Raw genomic sequence first — 15,665 nt, forward strand, 5'->3', positions numbered from 1 at the left:
AACCAAACTAAGCAATACTTGCAAGGAGAACCTCTAATTCTTCCTTGGTCAAGCGACGCCATTCTCCTCGCTGCAAGTTCTCATCTAAAACTAAAGTTCCCATAGTCAAACGCTGTAGGTCCACTACTTCCTTGCCACAGTAAGCCACCATACGCTTGACCTGATGGAACTTCCCTTCTGCAATGGTCACACGGATTTGGCTTTGATTCTTTTCTGTATCTATGGATACAAGTTCCAGTCTAGCGGGTTGACAGGTAAAGTCTTTGAGCGGAATGCCCTTGGCAAATATCTCCACATCTTCTTGGGTCATAATTCCCTTGACTTGTGCCTGATAAGTCTTGTCCACATGACGCTTGGGCGAAAGAAGAGCATGGGCAAGCTGGCCATCATTGGTCAAGAGTAGAAGACCATGTGTATCAATATCCAAGCGTCCTACTGGGAAAACTTCCTTGCTCTGAGCAATATCATCCAGCAAGTCCAGAACGGTTCTGTGCTTAGGATCCTCAGTCGCTGAGATAACTCCTTTGGGCTTGTTCATCATGTAGTAGACAAACTCTTCATACTCCAACACTTGCCCATCAAAGAGAATCTCATCTCTTTCTTCATCAATCTGCAATTTAGCTGACTTTTCTTTTTTACCATTTACCGTCACGCGCCCAGCCTTGAGAAAGTTTTTGACCTCAGTCCGACTTCCCACAGCGCAGGCAACTAAAAATTTATCTAATCTCATAGAACTATTATATCATAATCAAAAGGAGGCTAGTACAATGACCAACCTCCTTTTCATTTCATACTCTTCAAAAATCTCTTCAAACCACGTCAACGTCGCCTTGCCGTATATATGTTACTGACTTCGTCAGTTCTATCTACAACCTCAAAACAGTGCTTTGAGCAACCTGCGGCTAGTTTCCTAGTTTGCTCTGTGATTTTCATTGAGTATCAGATTTAAGAAATTAACTTCCTCGTCTCCAAAAAATCGCTAAGACAATCATGGCTCCTAATACTGCAGGGATAATGGCTGTTCCTGATATAATTGGACCCCAAGTCCCAAAAAGCAAATGGCCTATAAAGGCACCAATCCATCCGAGAAACATTTTTCCAAAACATCCCATGCGTTCTCCACGATTGGTCAGAGTACCTGCTAAAAATCCCACTAGGAGACCAACGAACATACTTCCTAACATATTATCTCCTTAATTTGCCCAATCTCCGTTACGGAAGAGTGGTACACGCGTCCCATCCTCACGGATACCATCGATATCCATTTGGTTAGAACCAATCATAAAGTCTACGTGAACATCTGAACGGTTAAGCCCCGCAGCTTCAAGCTCCTCTTCACTCATCTCCGCTCCACCAACAACGCTAGTTGCATAGGCTGCACCGATAGCCAAGTGATTTGACGCATTTTCATCGAAAAGGGTGTTAAAGAAGGTAATGCCTGACTGAGAAATTGGGCTTGGATCTGGTACCAAGGCACATTCACCCAAGGCACGCGCACCCGCATTTTCAAAGACAAGGTCTTTCATGACCTGATCGCCTTTTTCTGCAGTGATATCCACAATTTGTCCATCCTTGAAGGTTACTTTAATTCCTTCGATGATATTTCCATTGTAGCTAAGCGGTTTTGTAGAAGTGACATAACCATCTGCGCGACGGAAGTCAGGTGCTGTGAAGACTTCCTCTGTCGGCATATTTGGCAAGAATCCTTCGCCCTGTGCATTGATAGCACCAGCTGATTCCCAAACGTGGTTCTTTGGCAAACCAAGTGTCAAATCTGTCCCTGGAGCTGTGTAGTGAAGAGCTGAAAATTGCTCTTTATTAAGCATATCGGCCTTGCTCTTGAGGATAGCTGCATGCTCTTCCCAAGCCTTAACAGGATCTTCTTCATAGACACGACAAGTTTTGAAGATTTGGTCCCAAAGGAGATCGACTGCTTCTTCATCGCTCGCAGCATTTGGAAAGACTTTCTTAGCCCACTCAAGTCCAGCAGCGGCTGCTACAGTCCAGCTAACCTTGTTAGATTGAGTTGCGATACGCATTGGCTTCATAGCAAGTCCCATAGCTTTGGCAGAAGCTGAGAGCTTGTCAGCGTCCACTCCGTTCAAGGCACCTGGATCAGATGAACGAACTCCGAGACGGCTAGCCTTGTTCTCCAAAAGATAGTTCATCTCAGCAATCTTGTATTCTGGTACATTATCCAGACGCTCCATCGGAGCATGGAGGAATTTCTCACGGTTGATAACATCATCTGTCCACTGAACGATAACCTCATGCGCACCCAATGCATAAGCTTCTTTGACGATTAAGTGAGCCAACTCACGTTGCTCCACATCGATAGAGAGAGCCAAAGTGTGACCAGGTTGCACATTGATTCCGTTCGCAACCAATAATTTCGCATATTTTTCTAGATTTTCTTTAAAATTTAGTAAAACCATTCTGTTTTCTCTTTTCTATTTTTATTTTTCTTTCAAAGCAGAAAAGATTCCTGCTAAAGCAATAGCACCTGACAAGAGTGCTGTTGATAGAAGAATTGTTTGATCAGCAAGTTCTAATTGATATTCAAATACCTTCTCAGCCGGCTTATCTTCCGCAAAAATTCTTAGTTTCATGAGAACCCCCTTAAAATTTATTAAAACAAATCACTATGACTGCCTGTCCTCAGCAAATTTAAAATCAATTCCGACTTGTCTACTTTATAAACCAAAAGCCAATCTGGCTGGATATGGCATTCACGAACTCCTTGAAAATGTTTGGATGCCGTCAATTGATGATCACGATATCTAGCAGGAAGTTCTTTTTCTTGAACAAGAAAATTTAAAACTTCTTCTAATAATTCTGCCTTCAAACCACGCTTCATAGCCAACTTAAAATCTTTTTTAAACTGTTTATGATAACGAATCTTAAGCACGCAAATCCTCCATCAAGTCAGAGACTGATTCAAAGGATTGGCTCATATTACGATTTTGGTCTAAATCCGTTAATACCTCAAGCAACTTCCGACTCTCGTCTAGTCTAACATCGAAAGGTAAACCCTGATATTGAATAGCTTGACGAAGGAAAATATTGATGGCAGTCGTCATATCCATCCCCAGATTATTAAACACCTGTTGGGCCTGCTCCTTAACCTCACTATCCAGACGGATGCTCATACTCGTCTTTGACATACTCTCACCCTCTTTCTATAGACTATTTTAACAAAAAAGAAAGCCAATGTAAATCTATTGGATATACATTAGCCTCTTTGGATAGATTATTAAACAATTTTTTAAAACAACTCATCAAACAAACTGAGCTGGTTATCCTCTGGCATATTTCCGAGAATGCCCATTTCATCCATCTTTTCAACCAAAGTTGAGGAAAGTCCACCACGCTTGCGTAGTTCTGTTTTAGAGAGGAATTCTCCCTCTTCACGCGCTCGCACCAACTGCTTAGCAACGTTCTCCCCCAGACCGTCCATTGCTACAAATGGCGGAATGAGGGTATCTCCGTCAATGATGAATTCAGTCGCATCACTACGGTAGAGGTCTAACTTCCCAAACCTGAAGCCACGCTCCCACATCTCATTGACAATCTCAAGAGTTGTATAGAGATCGATTTCCACATTAGAGGCCTCGTTGTTTTTCCGTTTTTCAGCGATTTCTTCCATTCTGCGTTTGATGGCATCCAAGCCCGCACCCATGGTCTTGATATCAAAAGCCTTAGCACGGATGGAGAAGTAAGCACAGTAGTAATAAATGGGATGGTGAACCTTGAAGTAAGCTACACGCAAGGCCATCATAACGTAGGCTGCCGCATGAGCCTTAGGGAACATGTACTTAATTTTCCCACAGGATTCGATATACCACTCTGGCACCTTATTAGCCTTCATGGCTTCGATGTAGCCATTGCGTTCCTCTTCGGAAATCTTGAGCCACAAACCCTTACGTACCCGTTCCATAATGGTAAAGGCCATCTTAGGTTCGAGACCAGCATGCATGAGGTAGACCATGATGTCGTCCCGACAACCGATAACGGTTGATAGGTCTGCTATTCCTTGCTTGATTAAATCCTGAGCATTTCCCAACCAGACATCCGTACCATGGGATAGACCTGAGAGCTGAAGCAACTCTGCAAAAGTCGTCGGATGAGTCTCGTCTACCATTCCACGTACGAAATTTGTTCCAAACTCTGGAATCCCCAACATCCCCGTAGGCGTTCCGATTTGTTCAGGAGTCACACCTAGCACATCAGTCCCAGAAAAGAGGGCCATCACGCCTTCGTCATCCATAGGAATTTCATTGGGGTCAATACCAGACAAGTCCTGAAGTTTCCGAATCATGGTCGGATCATCATGTCCCAGTACATCGAGTTTGAGGACGTTCTCATCGATATCGTGGAAGTTAAAGTGAGTGGTCTGCCATTCAGCCGTCACGTCATCTGCTGGATACTGGACAGGCGTAAAGTCGTAAACATCCATGTAGTTAGGAATAACAACGATCCCCCCCGGGTGTTGTCCTGTCGTTCGTTTGACACCAGCAGCTCCCTGGGCTAGACGTTCCACCTCTGCATCACGATAAAACTTGCCATAATCTCTCTCGTAGCCCTTTACAAATCCATAGGCAGTCTTGGCAGCCACCGTACCAACCGTTCCTGCACGGAAGGCATATTCCTCACCAAAGATATCACGCACATCCAAGTGGGCGCTAGGCTGGTCTTCTCCCGAGAAGTTCAAGTCAATATCGGGAACCTTGTCCCCATCAAAACCAAGGAAGGTCTCGAAAGGAATATCCTGTCCATTTTTACTGAGTTTGTGACCACAGTTTGGACAGTCCTTATTGGGCATATCAAATCCTGAACCATAAGAACCATCGGTGATAAACTCACTATACTGACACTGACCACAGACATAGTGAGGAGATAGAGGATTGACCTCTGTAATCCCAATCATAGTCGCAACGAAACTAGATCCGACAGACCCACGAGAACCAACCAAGTAACCCCGTTCATTGGAACGTTGCACCAGCATCTGCGAAGCCAGATAAATCACAGCAAATCCATTCCCCAGAATAGAGGTTAGTTCTTTTTCAATCCGCAAATCAACGATATCAGGCAGCGGATTTCCATAAATCTCAAAAGCTTTCTTGTAGGTCAGCTCAGCAACCGTTTCTTCAGCCTTGTCGATGAAAGGCGTGTACAAGTCACCCTTAACAACCTCAACGGGTTCAAAGATTTCTGCCAAAACATTGGTGTTTTCAATAACCAATTTACGTGCCAATTCCTCTCCCAAGAAGGCAAATTCATCCAACATCTCATTAGTCGTTCGAAAATGAGCTTTTGGAAGAGGAGCGGGTTGAGCATGTTCCCCATGACCGATAGTTCGGTTAATCATCGCCCCCTGTCCCAAACTACGGACAATTATTTCACGGTAAATTTCTTCTTCTGGTTCGATATAGTGGACATTTCCGGTAGCCAGAACTGGCTTACCAAGACGGTCTCCAACTTCTATCAAACTCTTGATAATGGTCTGGAGTTCCTCCATATCCTTGACCTGCTCCTTAGCAATCAAGGGAGCATAGATAGCTGGTGGCATGACCTCTATAAAGTCATAATACTTGGCCACCTCAACCGCCGCATCCACTCCTTGGGAAACGACTGCATCGAAAACTTCACCTTCAGAGCAAGCTGAACCTAAAATCAGACCTTCCCGATGAGCATCTAGAACTGTTCTCGGAATTCGTGGCACCCCTTCAAAGTACTTGGTATTAGACAGAGAAACCAGTTTAAAGATATTTTTTAAACCTACCTGATTCTTGACATAGATGGTCGCATGCTTGATCCTAGCTTTTTTATAAGAATCTGGACTAATCAAATCAATGTTGAGTCTAGCTAGATCGGTCACTCCATGTTTTTCTGCTACTTCTTTTATAAAAATAAATAGCAGGCGACCTGTAGCTTCCGCATCGTAGTTAGCCATGTGGTGATGTTCTAAGGCCACACCAAAACGCTTGGTCAAAGGCCCCAAACCATGACGTTTATACTCAGGATAGAGATTTCTAGCAAACTCCAGCGTATCAATAACTGGCTGACTAATCCTTGGAAGACCATGACGCTCATAATTGGCATTCATAAAGCCAACGTCAAAGGTCGCATTGTGGGCAACTAGTACCGTATCTTTACAAAATTCTTGGAATTCTTGCAAAACTTGTTTCAGTGGCTTGGCATTTTTGACATGATCATCTGTAATTCCAGTCAACTCAGTAGTAAAAGCTGACAAGGGATGCCCAGGATTGATAAATTCATCAAATTCAGCAATAACATTCCCCTTGTACATCTTAGAAGCTGCAACCTGAATCAAATCATTATAGATAGCTGAAAGTCCTGTGGTTTCCACGTCAAAAACCACGTAGGTCGCTTCTGACAAGTCCATCTCTACTTCGTTATAGACGATAGGGACACGGTCCTCCACGATATTGGCTTCCATTCCATAGATTAGCTGGATTCCCGCTTTTTTGGCCGCCTTATAGCCGTGTGGGAAGGACTGGACATTCCCGTGGTCCGTGATGGCAACAGCCTTGTGTCCCCACTTAGCAGCTGTCGCAACGATTTCTTCAACCTCTGGTAGAGCATCCATAGTCGACATGTTAGTATGAGCATGAAACTCAACCCGACGCTCACCTTCTGGCATCAAATCCTTCCGCTCATAGTGAACGACTTCCTGCACATCCTGCACATTCATCGTCAAATCGCGTGTGAAGTTATTCATCTCCACATTCCCACGGACTCGGAGCCAAGAATTTTTCTTGATTAGGTCAAACTTCTGGGCCTCTTCCTCATTCTTAACCCACTTTTGCATCGAAAAACTTGAAGTGTAGTCCGTCATTTTAAAGTTGATCAAAACACGCCCTGTTCTGGTCACTTTTTGCTCCACATCAAAAACAACCCCTTCAAAGACCAAACGATTTTCCTCCGTCGTCACTTCGATCATAGGAGTAATCTCTGCCTTATCCAGCTTTGGTTTAGCCACAGCCTTTTTGGCCTGAAAATCAAAGGCTGGTTTCTCTTCCGCTGGAGGAGGTGCCATCTGTTCCAGTTGTTCCATCGCACGGAGCGCTTCCTCATTGGCCGCTTGAACAATCTGCTCATTTTCAGCATGAAAGGCCTCTTCCTGCTCTTGGGTCAGCACATCATTTTTCTCTATTTGACAAGTAAAAGTTGGAAAGCCAAACTTTTCAAGTTGTTTCGCTAAATTAGGAAGATGATTCTTCTTAAAATGTTCCTTATCAATCGCCTCAGAGCCTTCAATAAAGAGTTGATTGCCCTCAGTACGAACTTGCAGATTCTGGTAAAGGGACTTAAAACCTTGGCTAGCACATGGCCCCTCAGAGAAAGCCTCCTTATAGTAGGACTGCAAGAGTTGATTTGAAAATTCTTGAGACCGAGCCTTAATTTCGAAAACAGCTTTATTGCCTGTCTTAGAAAATTCCTCACTCAAACCCTTCTTTAATTCTAAAAAGATTTCAATCGGTAAAATATTAGAAAATACGAAATGAAACTCCCATACCTTACTAATTTTATGAACCACAACTCGTTCAATATCAGCATGTGATAAAGCAGATGCCTGTCTCATTTCAGCAGGCATCCCCAGTTGATTCATCAAAATTTCAAAACTATTTGACATTCATTTTCCTCACATTATTCTCCTACTATTTTACCATACTTAGAGGTGTTTTCTAAAGACAAAAGGAAGCCACTAAGTGACTTCCTTCTAGAGTGAGGACTGATTAGTCTTCACCTTTGTTTTTCTTAATGATTTCTTCTTGTACTGACTTAGGTACATCTTCGTAGTGGTCAAATACCATCATGAATGTACCACGTCCTTGAGATGCAGAACGAAGAACTGTTGCGTAACCGAACATTTCAGCAAGTGGAACGTAAGCACGAACGATTTGGCTGTTACCGTGTGCTTCCATACCATCTACACGTCCACGACGAGCAGTTACGTGACCCATAACATCACCAAGGTTTTCTTCTGGAACAGTGATTGTTACAAGCATCATTGGCTCAAGGATAGCTGGTTGTGCTGATTTAGCAGCTTCTTTAAGAGCAAGTGAAGCCGCAATCTTGAAGGCAGTTTCAGATGAGTCGACATCGTGGTATGAACCATCGTAAAGCTTAGCTTTAACGTCAACCATTGGGTAACCTGCAAGTACACCGTTAGCCATAGATTCTACCAAACCTTTTTCAACCGCTGGGATAAATTCACGAGGAACCACACCACCGACGATTGCGTTTTCGAATTCGAATCCTTTACCTTCTTCGTTTGGAGTAAATTCAATCCATACATCACCGAATTGACCTTTACCACCAGACTGACGTTTGAAGAATCCACGTGCTTGAGTAGAAGCGCGGAATGTTTCACGGTAAGATACTTGAGGAGCACCTACGTTTGCTTCAACTTTGAACTCACGACGCATACGGTCAACAAGGACGTCAAGGTGAAGCTCACCCATACCAGAGATAACTGTTTCACCAGTTTCAACGTTTGTTTCAACGCGGAATGTTGGATCTTCTTCAGCCAATTTTTGAAGGGCGATACCCATCTTGTCTTGGTCAGCTTTAGATTTTGGCTCAACCATCAATTGGATAACTGGTTCTGGAACGTTGATTGACTCAAGAATGATTTTAGCTTTTTCATCTGTCAATGAGTCACCAGTTGTAGTATCTTTCAAACCAACGGCAGCAGCGATATCACCTGAGTAAACAGTGTCAATTTCTTGACGGCTGTTGGCGTGCATTTGAAGGATACGTCCGATACGCTCACGTTTACCTTTAGAAGTGTTCAATACGTATGAACCTGATTGAAGAACACCTGAGTAAACACGGAAGAATGTCAAACGACCTACGAATGGGTCTGTCATGATCTTGAAGGCAAGAGCTGCAAATGGCTCTTCATCAGATGCTGGACGAGTTTCTTCTTCATCTGTATCTGGGTTGATACCTTTGATCGCTGGGATGTCAAGTGGGCTTGGAAGGTAGTCAATAACCGCATCAAGCATCAATTGAACACCTTTGTTCTTGAAGGCAGAGCCACACAATACTGGGAAGAATTCAACGTTGATAGTCGCTTTACGGATACCAGCTTTCAATTCTTCGTTAGTGATTTCTTCACCTTCGAGGTATTTCATCATCAATTCTTCGTCAGTTTCAGCAACTGCTTCGATCAATTTTTCACGGTATTCTTGAGCTTGGTCAAGGTATTCAGCTGGGATGTCTTCTTCAAGGATATCTGTACCAAGGTCGTTAGTATAGATTTCAGCTTTCATCTTGATCAAGTCGATGATACCACGGAAGTCATCTTCAGAACCGATTGGCAATTGGATTGGGTGTGCATTTGCTTGAAGACGATCGTGAAGTGTGCTTACAGAGTAAAGGAAGTCAGCACCGATTTTGTCCATTTTGTTGGCAAATACGATACGTGGAACTCCATACTCAGTTGCTTGACGCCAAACTGTTTCAGTTTGAGGCTCAACACCTGATTGTGAGTCAAGAACGGTAACAGCACCATCCAATACACGAAGAGAACGTTGTACTTCGATTGTGAAGTCCACGTGTCCTGGTGTGTCGATAATGTTTACGCGGTGGTTGTTCCATTGAGCTGTTGTCGCAGCAGATGTGATAGTGATACCACGTTCTTGCTCTTGCTCCATCCAGTCCATTTGTGACGCACCTTCGTGAGTTTCACCGATTTTGTGGATTTTACCAGTGTAGTAAAGAATACGCTCAGTAGTTGTTGTTTTACCAGCATCGACGTGAGCCATGATACCGATATTACGAGTTTTTTCAAGTGAAAATTCGCGTGCCATGAGGTTTGTTTCTCCTATTTATTTTTGATTTCTATTCTATTATAACATGATTTTAATAAAAACGGATAGGCAGGACCTACCCGTTCTCAATGTTTTCATGCTATTGTTGGTTGCAACTTGTAGATTTACAAGTTGAATTGAACTCGGGCTAAAGTTAATTAGCCGATTTGAGCCGGAACGGGATGCTGTGTGAAAAAGATAAACTTCCTTGTATTCATCGAATACTGCGTCAGTTTCCTATTTTCACCTTGCATCCTTACCGTTCCTAGCATCATGATTTAGTTGAGCTCAAGCTAAAAGTCTGGAGAAAAAGATGAATCTCATTGGTTGCAATCGCAACCTGCTTCGATTCCCTATTTTCTCTGGGACTTTCTTAACGCTTTCGCATCCTATCTTACCAACGGAAGTGTGCGAATGCACGGTTAGCTTCAGCCATACGGTGAGTGTCTTCACGTTTCTTAACAGCTGCACCAGTGTTGTTAGCAGCATCCAAGATTTCTTTCGCAAGACGGTCTTGCATTGTGTGTTCACCACGAAGACGAGCGATTGTTACCAACCAACGAAGTCCAAGTGTTGTACGACGTTCTGGACGAACTTCAACTGGGACTTGGTAGTTAGAACCACCAACACGACGTGCACGTACTTCAAGTACAGGCATGATGTTTTCCATAGCTGTTTCAAATACTTCAAGTGCATCGTTTCCAGTAGCTTCTTTGATTTGCTCAAAGGCACCGTAAACGATTGAAGCAGCTGTACCACGTTTACCATCAAGCATAACGCGGTTGATAAGACGAGTAACTAGTTGTGAATTGTAAAGCGGATCTGGCAATACGTCACGTTTTGGAGCTCTATTTTTACGACTCATTTCTCTTTATCCCCTTTCCTTATGCTTTTGGACGTTTAGTACCGTATTTAGAACGGCCTTGTTTACGATCGTTAACACCTGCAGTATCAAGTGCACCACGGACGATATGGTAACGTACCCCTGGAAGGTCTTTTACACGTCCACCACGAAGAAGCACCACGCTGTGCTCTTGCAAGTTGTGTCCGATACCTGGGATGTAGGCAGTAACTTCGATAAGGTTGCTCAAACGTACACGAGCGAATTTACGAAGGGCTGAGTTAGGTTTTTTAGGTGTCATTGTTCCAACACGAGTTGCAACACCACGTTTTTGTGGTGAAGAAACGTTTGTTTGAACTTTTTTATGACTGTTGTAACCAACGTTCAAAGCTGGTGATTTAGATTTTTCTACTTTTGATTTACGCGGTTTGCGAACCAATTGGTTAATTGTAGGCATCTACATTCTCCTGTGTTTTTTTATTTTTGGTGATGATACACTTGGTGACAGCTATCATCTGCGTGTACTTTTGCAACATTTGTCAGCACGTCCCTGTACACTCTTGAGAGACCAAAAGTAAAAAGTACCGTCTATTATTGTAACAAAATTTTCCATTGGTTGTCAAGATATTTTTCTTTTTTATTGTTAATTTTAACTCTTTTGTAGTGCTCCCCCAAAAAAGAAAAAGGAGGAATCCCACCCTCCTAAAGTTAGTATTGTTCCATTCAATCCCATCAATTTTAGCACATAATGGTTTTCGAGTTAAGATAGTATCACAACCAACCAGATTCTTTCGCGATATTAGCTGCCTCTGTTCGATTACCTGCATCTAGTTTCGAAAGAATATTAGTGACATAGTTTCGGACTGTTCCGTTGGATAGATAAAGTTTGTCTGCAATTTCTTGGTTAGAGAAGCCCTGAGCAATTCCCTTTAAAACTGCGATTTCTTGTTCTGTTAATGGATTGGGATGCGTCATCACCACTTCCATCAATTCAGGCGAATACTCCTTGCGCCCTTCGAGGACAGTGTGCAAGGTATTCATGAGGTCTGCAATGCTTCTTTCTTTTAATACATAAGCATCTACTCCAGCCTTGACTGCACGTTCAAAGTAACCAGGGCGCTTGAAGGTCGTCACCACAACCACCTTTGTTTCTAAATTTTCTGCTCGTATCCACTCCAAAACTTCAAGACCTGTCTTAACAGGCATTTCTACGTCAAGGATGGCGATATCTACAGACTCCTTTTCAAATAGTTGGATTGCTTCTTGCCCATTCTTGGCTTGTAAGACAGACTCTACATCTGCTTGAAAGGCAAGCAACTGGCACATGGCATCTCGTAACATACTTTGATCTTCTGCAACAAGTAGTTTCATCTTAGTTTCTCTCCTTATAAGGTAGTCGAACCTGCACTTCCGTTGGGTGTTTCTGACTGATTACACTTACTTCTCCTGAAAATGGAAGGACACGATCTCGGACTGTATGGAACTCATCTCCTTTTATAGAAGCGAAGCCACAGCCATCATCACTTACTGTTAGAATGAGTTCCTTCTCTGTCCGTTCTAATTTTAAGTAAGCTTTAGACGCTTGGGCATGTTTGATGATATTGGTTACTAACTCAAGCAAAATCATGGAAGCCGTTGACTCCAATTCCTGAGTTAAGCTAGCTGTATCTAGTTGATTAGCTATTTCCACCTCAATTCCAGCAATTTCTAACATCTTTTTCACAGTCTCTAGTTCGGATGTCAAAGTTCTAGACTTAAGATTTTCCACAATGGTTCGCACTTCACGCATTGATTCTTTGCTAATTTGCTGTATTTCTCTTAATTCCTTTTCCACCTGTGGATAAGCCTGTATTTGAAATAACTGCAAGGCTAGATCAGTTTTAACACTAATCATAGCAAAGGTATGCCCCAGACTATCATGCAAATCTTGACCGATACGACTGCGTTCATTTTCAGCAAGCAATAGATTTATCTGCGCATTTTGCTTAGCCTGAGCTTCTTTCAAATCCTCCACAATACGAATCCGAACCAAGCCAAAAGTCATTACATCGATAAAAGTGATAATTCCAAGCAGATAGACTAGAAACTCAACTTCAACTTCCTGAAAAATCAAAAGTTGCCCCACAACAAGGAATTGAGCAAGGAGAAAAGTCCGGACATGTAAAGAATTAAAACTACGTACGCCGAAATGATAAATTAAGAGATTGGCAAGGAAAAAGAAGAACCAGATATAATTTACACCAACAAAGGCAGTATTCCCAGCTACATAGGCTAGCATAATCACCCAACAGATCCAGGATAAACGCTGACTCTTGGTGGTTAAAACACCTAAGTAAGCCAAGACAAACAGAATGTCAATCAACAAATGCCAGCTAGGAAGCTCCCCAGTCACTACAGGAACGATGGGAAAAACCATAAAAATCAAACTGGCCCAATACATATAGTCTATGCTTTTCAGTCTTTCAAGCATTAAGCATTCTCCTTATGACCTTGAAGGTAAATGGTCAAACCAAACAAAACTGCTGAAAAAACAAGTAGATAAACTGTGGCTGATAAATTGATGCCACCCTCGTTTAAGAAGGTCTTGAGCAACTCCATCAACTGATAAGTTGGTAGGCACTTCCCGATTGCTTGCATCCAGTCTGGAAATAAAGAGATGGGCATCCAGAGTCCGCCTAAAACAGCCAAGCCTAGATAGAGAAGATTGCCCACGACTGACATCAGCTGACTAGAAGGCAAGAGTGTCAAGGTCAAACCAAGCGCTACAAAGGCAATACTTCCTACTATCAGCAAGAACGCAGCCCCAATCCAACTTGCTAAAGGCATATCCACACCTCTTACAAAATGCCCAACTGAGAAAACCACCAAGATTGAAACCAAATAATCAACCAGCATACTTGTGATCTTTGATAGATAATATTCTACCATATTTACCGGAGTATGGCGCAATGTTTTCTGCCAGTTGTTGATTTTATCGGTATGTAAGACAGCTGGAAATGAAAACATGGCTGTCGACATCATGGAAAAAGCCGTCATGGAGATGAGGTAATCACGCATAAAATTAGCTGGTCCACCGGGTGTGTCCTGGTACATGCCTGAAAAGAATAAATAGAAGGCTGTCGGCATACCTACTGATAATAAATAATAGACTAATTGTCGTTTGGTCAATAGAAATTCTATCTTGTTTAGTGCGATCCATCGTTTCATCTTAGTCATCTCCCTTCTGTGTTTCTTCAAAGATTGTATCTAGCAAACTACGGTTATTAACTTCGATTTCTTGTATGCTACATCCTGCTTGAACTAACAGTTCCCAAAAAGCATTTGCCTCTCGTGTGACTACTTGCAGAGCATCTTGTTTTTGTACCCAGTTTTCAACCAAGTTTGACTGTTCGACAATTTCCTTATATGCTAGAGGAAGGATAAAGTACTTTTCAATCTCCTCACTGCGCATGGCTAGAGGTGTTGTATCGCGAATCAACTCTCCCTTATTTAAAACCAAAATCCGGTCAGCTGTATGCTCCACCTCTTCAATATAATGAGACGAATAGAAAATGGTGACTCCTTGCGCTTTTAGGTCCCGAATAATTTCCCAAAAACGTTGACGAGTTGAGGTATCCATGGACGCAGTAGGCTCATCTAAAAAAACAATCTTTGGTCTCCCAATCAAGGTCAAGACGAAAGAAAAGAGACGCTTTTGCCCACCTGACAATTTTTCTGCAAATTGCTCCTTCTGTTGCTTACCAAACTGTAATAGTTGATCGATTTCCTGGTTACTCAAGTGATTTGGATAAATTCTTTGAAAGAAAGCAATCAACTCTTTTACCTTTAGTTTCTGAACGATTACATTCTCTTGAGGGAGGTAGGATCTTGTATAGTCTAACTTAGAGCTCGTTACCGGCAAATCTTGGATAGATACTTGCCCACTGGTGACCAGTTTATCTCCGAGCAAACAGTCCAATAGCGTTGTCTTTCCAGCACCATTTGGCCCAATCAAGGCGACGCATTCACCTTCTGCCACCTCAAAGGAAATATCTTTCAAAATACCCTTGCCCTTGATATTTTTATGTAAGCCTTGAACATTAATCATGTTGATGATATTCTCCTTTCAGCCACTCCTTTCCCATAGGAAAGGCGATAAAAATCATAAATCCCAGTCCCCAGGCACCACGGATGAATTGGTGAAGGAAGGCTTGATCAAACCAACCTGTAAACATTTCTACCAACCATACCACTAGTGATAGTCCAATAAAAAGATAGAGAAACGCTTTTTTCATTTTTCAAACTCCTTTTTCACATCTGAGACTAATTTCAAACCTTCTCGGATAAGCCAGGACATCATTCCAAATCCTGCAAATAGCTCCCAAGGAAAATGATAGAAATCTTCATCCAATCCTGAGAACATGAGATAAGTCATGACTCCTGCTGCTACTAAACTCATTGCGACAATTACTTTATCTTTCATTTTTTTTATTCCTCCATTTCATACTTCAATTATAGTCTTTTGAAGTTAGCGGAGCTATAAGCTTCTGTCATGAAAAGATATGACAAATGTCATAAAAGATTCTGTTCAAAACAAGCAAGATACACTATACAATAAAACACAAGTAGAAAAATCTAAGGCAGCTTCCTCAAAAGAAATATCAAACCCCATTCACACTATATTGAAAACCAATACTTATTTAAAATCCAAAGAGCAGAAATTTTTATCGCACAAACACATATATTATAGGCAGGACAAAAAAATTCTTCAATTACTTTCTTAAAAGTTTGTAAGAATTATACAATCTGTTAAATTTTAATTTATGAACCTAAACTACAGTATTCATTGAACAAATCAGGAAACAAAAAAGTATACACGATCAAAATGAATTACTGAAATTAAAAAAAAAGAGAGAAGAAAACTGTTTCTCTCTTAATGTATATAATATCTAGGGCTCTATAATATTTGTAGTGGGTAACCCCCTATGGATATTATGGAGCCT

At 42.0% G+C, this 15,665-nt stretch carries 16 protein-coding genes; all 16 read right to left on the reverse strand.

Going from position 1 to position 15,665, the window contains the following annotated elements:
- Positions 1-7 precede the first annotated feature (7 nt).
- The 16 genes from O3650_RS07940 to O3650_RS08015 all read right to left on the reverse strand — a co-directional run bounded on the left by O3650_RS07940 (position 8) and on the right by O3650_RS08015 (position 15,145).
- The gene (locus tag O3650_RS07940) at positions 8-730 is read right to left on the reverse strand and encodes a pseudouridine synthase (protein WP_203175275.1); all 723 of its coding nucleotides are present in this window, start codon (positions 728-730) and stop codon (positions 8-10) included.
- A gap of 223 nt (positions 731-953) precedes the next feature.
- Entirely contained in the window at positions 954-1,184 is a 231-nt protein-coding gene (locus O3650_RS07945) for a GlsB/YeaQ/YmgE family stress response membrane protein (protein WP_000901573.1), read from the reverse strand.
- A 9-nt stretch (positions 1,185-1,193) separates the two neighbouring features.
- Positions 1,194-2,435 (reverse strand): aminopeptidase, encoded by a 1,242-nt coding sequence (locus O3650_RS07950; RefSeq protein ID WP_203175276.1) that lies wholly within the window; start codon positions 2,433-2,435, stop codon positions 1,194-1,196.
- A gap of 21 nt (positions 2,436-2,456) precedes the next feature.
- Positions 2,457-2,609: a hypothetical protein gene (locus tag O3650_RS07955; protein ID WP_031233463.1), complete on the reverse strand. Its 153-nt coding sequence runs from the start codon at positions 2,607-2,609 to the stop codon at positions 2,457-2,459.
- Positions 2,610-2,629: 20 nt separating this feature from the next.
- Positions 2,630-2,908: a type II toxin-antitoxin system YafQ family toxin gene (locus tag O3650_RS07960; protein WP_033688080.1), complete on the reverse strand. Its 279-nt coding sequence runs from the start codon at positions 2,906-2,908 to the stop codon at positions 2,630-2,632.
- The gene (locus O3650_RS07965; RefSeq protein ID WP_000047861.1) at positions 2,901-3,164 is read right to left on the reverse strand and encodes a type II toxin-antitoxin system RelB/DinJ family antitoxin; all 264 of its coding nucleotides are present in this window, start codon (positions 3,162-3,164) and stop codon (positions 2,901-2,903) included. Before O3650_RS07965 ends, O3650_RS07960 begins: the two co-directional genes overlap by 8 nt.
- Before the next feature lie 101 nt (positions 3,165-3,265).
- The gene (locus O3650_RS07970) at positions 3,266-7,657 is read right to left on the reverse strand and encodes a PolC-type DNA polymerase III (protein WP_203175277.1); all 4,392 of its coding nucleotides are present in this window, start codon (positions 7,655-7,657) and stop codon (positions 3,266-3,268) included.
- Positions 7,658-7,760: 103 nt separating this feature from the next.
- Positions 7,761-9,842 (reverse strand): elongation factor G, encoded by a 2,082-nt coding sequence (gene fusA, locus O3650_RS07975; RefSeq protein ID WP_000090348.1) that lies wholly within the window; start codon positions 9,840-9,842, stop codon positions 7,761-7,763.
- Between the two features lie 394 nt (positions 9,843-10,236).
- The gene (gene rpsG / locus O3650_RS07980; RefSeq protein ID WP_000087873.1) at positions 10,237-10,707 is read right to left on the reverse strand and encodes a 30S ribosomal protein S7; all 471 of its coding nucleotides are present in this window, start codon (positions 10,705-10,707) and stop codon (positions 10,237-10,239) included.
- A gap of 19 nt (positions 10,708-10,726) precedes the next feature.
- The gene (gene rpsL / locus O3650_RS07985) at positions 10,727-11,140 is read right to left on the reverse strand and encodes a 30S ribosomal protein S12 (protein ID WP_001142332.1); all 414 of its coding nucleotides are present in this window, start codon (positions 11,138-11,140) and stop codon (positions 10,727-10,729) included.
- Between the two features lie 314 nt (positions 11,141-11,454).
- Positions 11,455-12,054, reverse strand: coding sequence for a response regulator transcription factor (locus O3650_RS07990; RefSeq protein WP_153192750.1), 600 nt, complete (start codon positions 12,052-12,054; stop codon positions 11,455-11,457).
- Position 12,055: 1 nt separating this feature from the next.
- Positions 12,056-13,153: a sensor histidine kinase gene (locus tag O3650_RS07995; protein ID WP_153192749.1), complete on the reverse strand. Its 1,098-nt coding sequence runs from the start codon at positions 13,151-13,153 to the stop codon at positions 12,056-12,058.
- Positions 13,153-13,890, reverse strand: coding sequence for an ABC transporter permease (locus tag O3650_RS08000; RefSeq protein ID WP_153192748.1), 738 nt, complete (start codon positions 13,888-13,890; stop codon positions 13,153-13,155). Before O3650_RS08000 ends, O3650_RS07995 begins: the two co-directional genes overlap by 1 nt.
- Position 13,891: 1 nt before the next feature.
- Complete coding sequence (locus O3650_RS08005) at positions 13,892-14,776, reverse strand: ABC transporter ATP-binding protein (RefSeq protein ID WP_261072941.1); 885 nt, start codon at positions 14,774-14,776, stop codon at positions 13,892-13,894.
- On the reverse strand, positions 14,763-14,957 hold the full coding sequence (locus O3650_RS08010) for a hypothetical protein (RefSeq protein WP_153192746.1): 195 nt from the start codon (positions 14,955-14,957) through the stop codon (positions 14,763-14,765). Before O3650_RS08010 ends, O3650_RS08005 begins: the two co-directional genes overlap by 14 nt.
- Positions 14,954-15,145 (reverse strand): hypothetical protein, encoded by a 192-nt coding sequence (locus tag O3650_RS08015; protein WP_153192745.1) that lies wholly within the window; start codon positions 15,143-15,145, stop codon positions 14,954-14,956. The genes O3650_RS08010 and O3650_RS08015 overlap by 4 nt, the downstream gene beginning before the upstream one ends.
- Positions 15,146-15,665: the final 520 nt, after the last annotated feature.

Source organism: Streptococcus sp. 20925_1_24 (assembly GCF_041432335.1).
In the GTDB taxonomy this organism is placed as follows: Bacteria; Bacillota; Bacilli; order Lactobacillales; family Streptococcaceae; genus Streptococcus; species Streptococcus mitis_BM.

What these genes read in the sequence shown, in the direction of transcription:
- O3650_RS07945 (WP_000901573.1), bottom strand. Translation starts at nt 1,184, where the DNA reads ATGTTAGGAAGTATGTTCGTTGGTCTCCTAGTGGGATTTTTAGCAGGT.
- rpsG (WP_000087873.1), bottom strand. Translation starts at nt 10,707, where the DNA reads ATGAGTCGTAAAAATAGAGCTCCAAAACGTGACGTATTGCCAGATCCG.
- O3650_RS07970 (WP_203175277.1), bottom strand. Translation starts at nt 7,657, where the DNA reads ATGTCAAATAGTTTTGAAATTTTGATGAATCAACTGGGGATGCCTGCT.
- O3650_RS08000 (WP_153192748.1), bottom strand. Translation starts at nt 13,890, where the DNA reads ATGAAACGATGGATCGCACTAAACAAGATAGAATTTCTATTGACCAAA.
- O3650_RS08010 (WP_153192746.1), bottom strand. Translation starts at nt 14,957, where the DNA reads ATGAAAAAAGCGTTTCTCTATCTTTTTATTGGACTATCACTAGTGGTA.
- O3650_RS07965 (WP_000047861.1), bottom strand. Translation starts at nt 3,164, where the DNA reads ATGTCAAAGACGAGTATGAGCATCCGTCTGGATAGTGAGGTTAAGGAG.
- O3650_RS07955 (WP_031233463.1), bottom strand. Translation starts at nt 2,609, where the DNA reads ATGAAACTAAGAATTTTTGCGGAAGATAAGCCGGCTGAGAAGGTATTT.
- O3650_RS07950 (WP_203175276.1), bottom strand. Translation starts at nt 2,435, where the DNA reads ATGGTTTTACTAAATTTTAAAGAAAATCTAGAAAAATATGCGAAATTA.
- O3650_RS07940 (WP_203175275.1), bottom strand. Translation starts at nt 730, where the DNA reads ATGAGATTAGATAAATTTTTAGTTGCCTGCGCTGTGGGAAGTCGGACT.
- fusA (WP_000090348.1), bottom strand. Translation starts at nt 9,842, where the DNA reads ATGGCACGCGAATTTTCACTTGAAAAAACTCGTAATATCGGTATCATG.
- O3650_RS08015 (WP_153192745.1), bottom strand. Translation starts at nt 15,145, where the DNA reads ATGAAAGATAAAGTAATTGTCGCAATGAGTTTAGTAGCAGCAGGAGTC.
- rpsL (WP_001142332.1), bottom strand. Translation starts at nt 11,140, where the DNA reads ATGCCTACAATTAACCAATTGGTTCGCAAACCGCGTAAATCAAAAGTA.
- O3650_RS07990 (WP_153192750.1), bottom strand. Translation starts at nt 12,054, where the DNA reads ATGAAACTACTTGTTGCAGAAGATCAAAGTATGTTACGAGATGCCATG.
- O3650_RS07995 (WP_153192749.1), bottom strand. Translation starts at nt 13,153, where the DNA reads ATGCTTGAAAGACTGAAAAGCATAGACTATATGTATTGGGCCAGTTTG.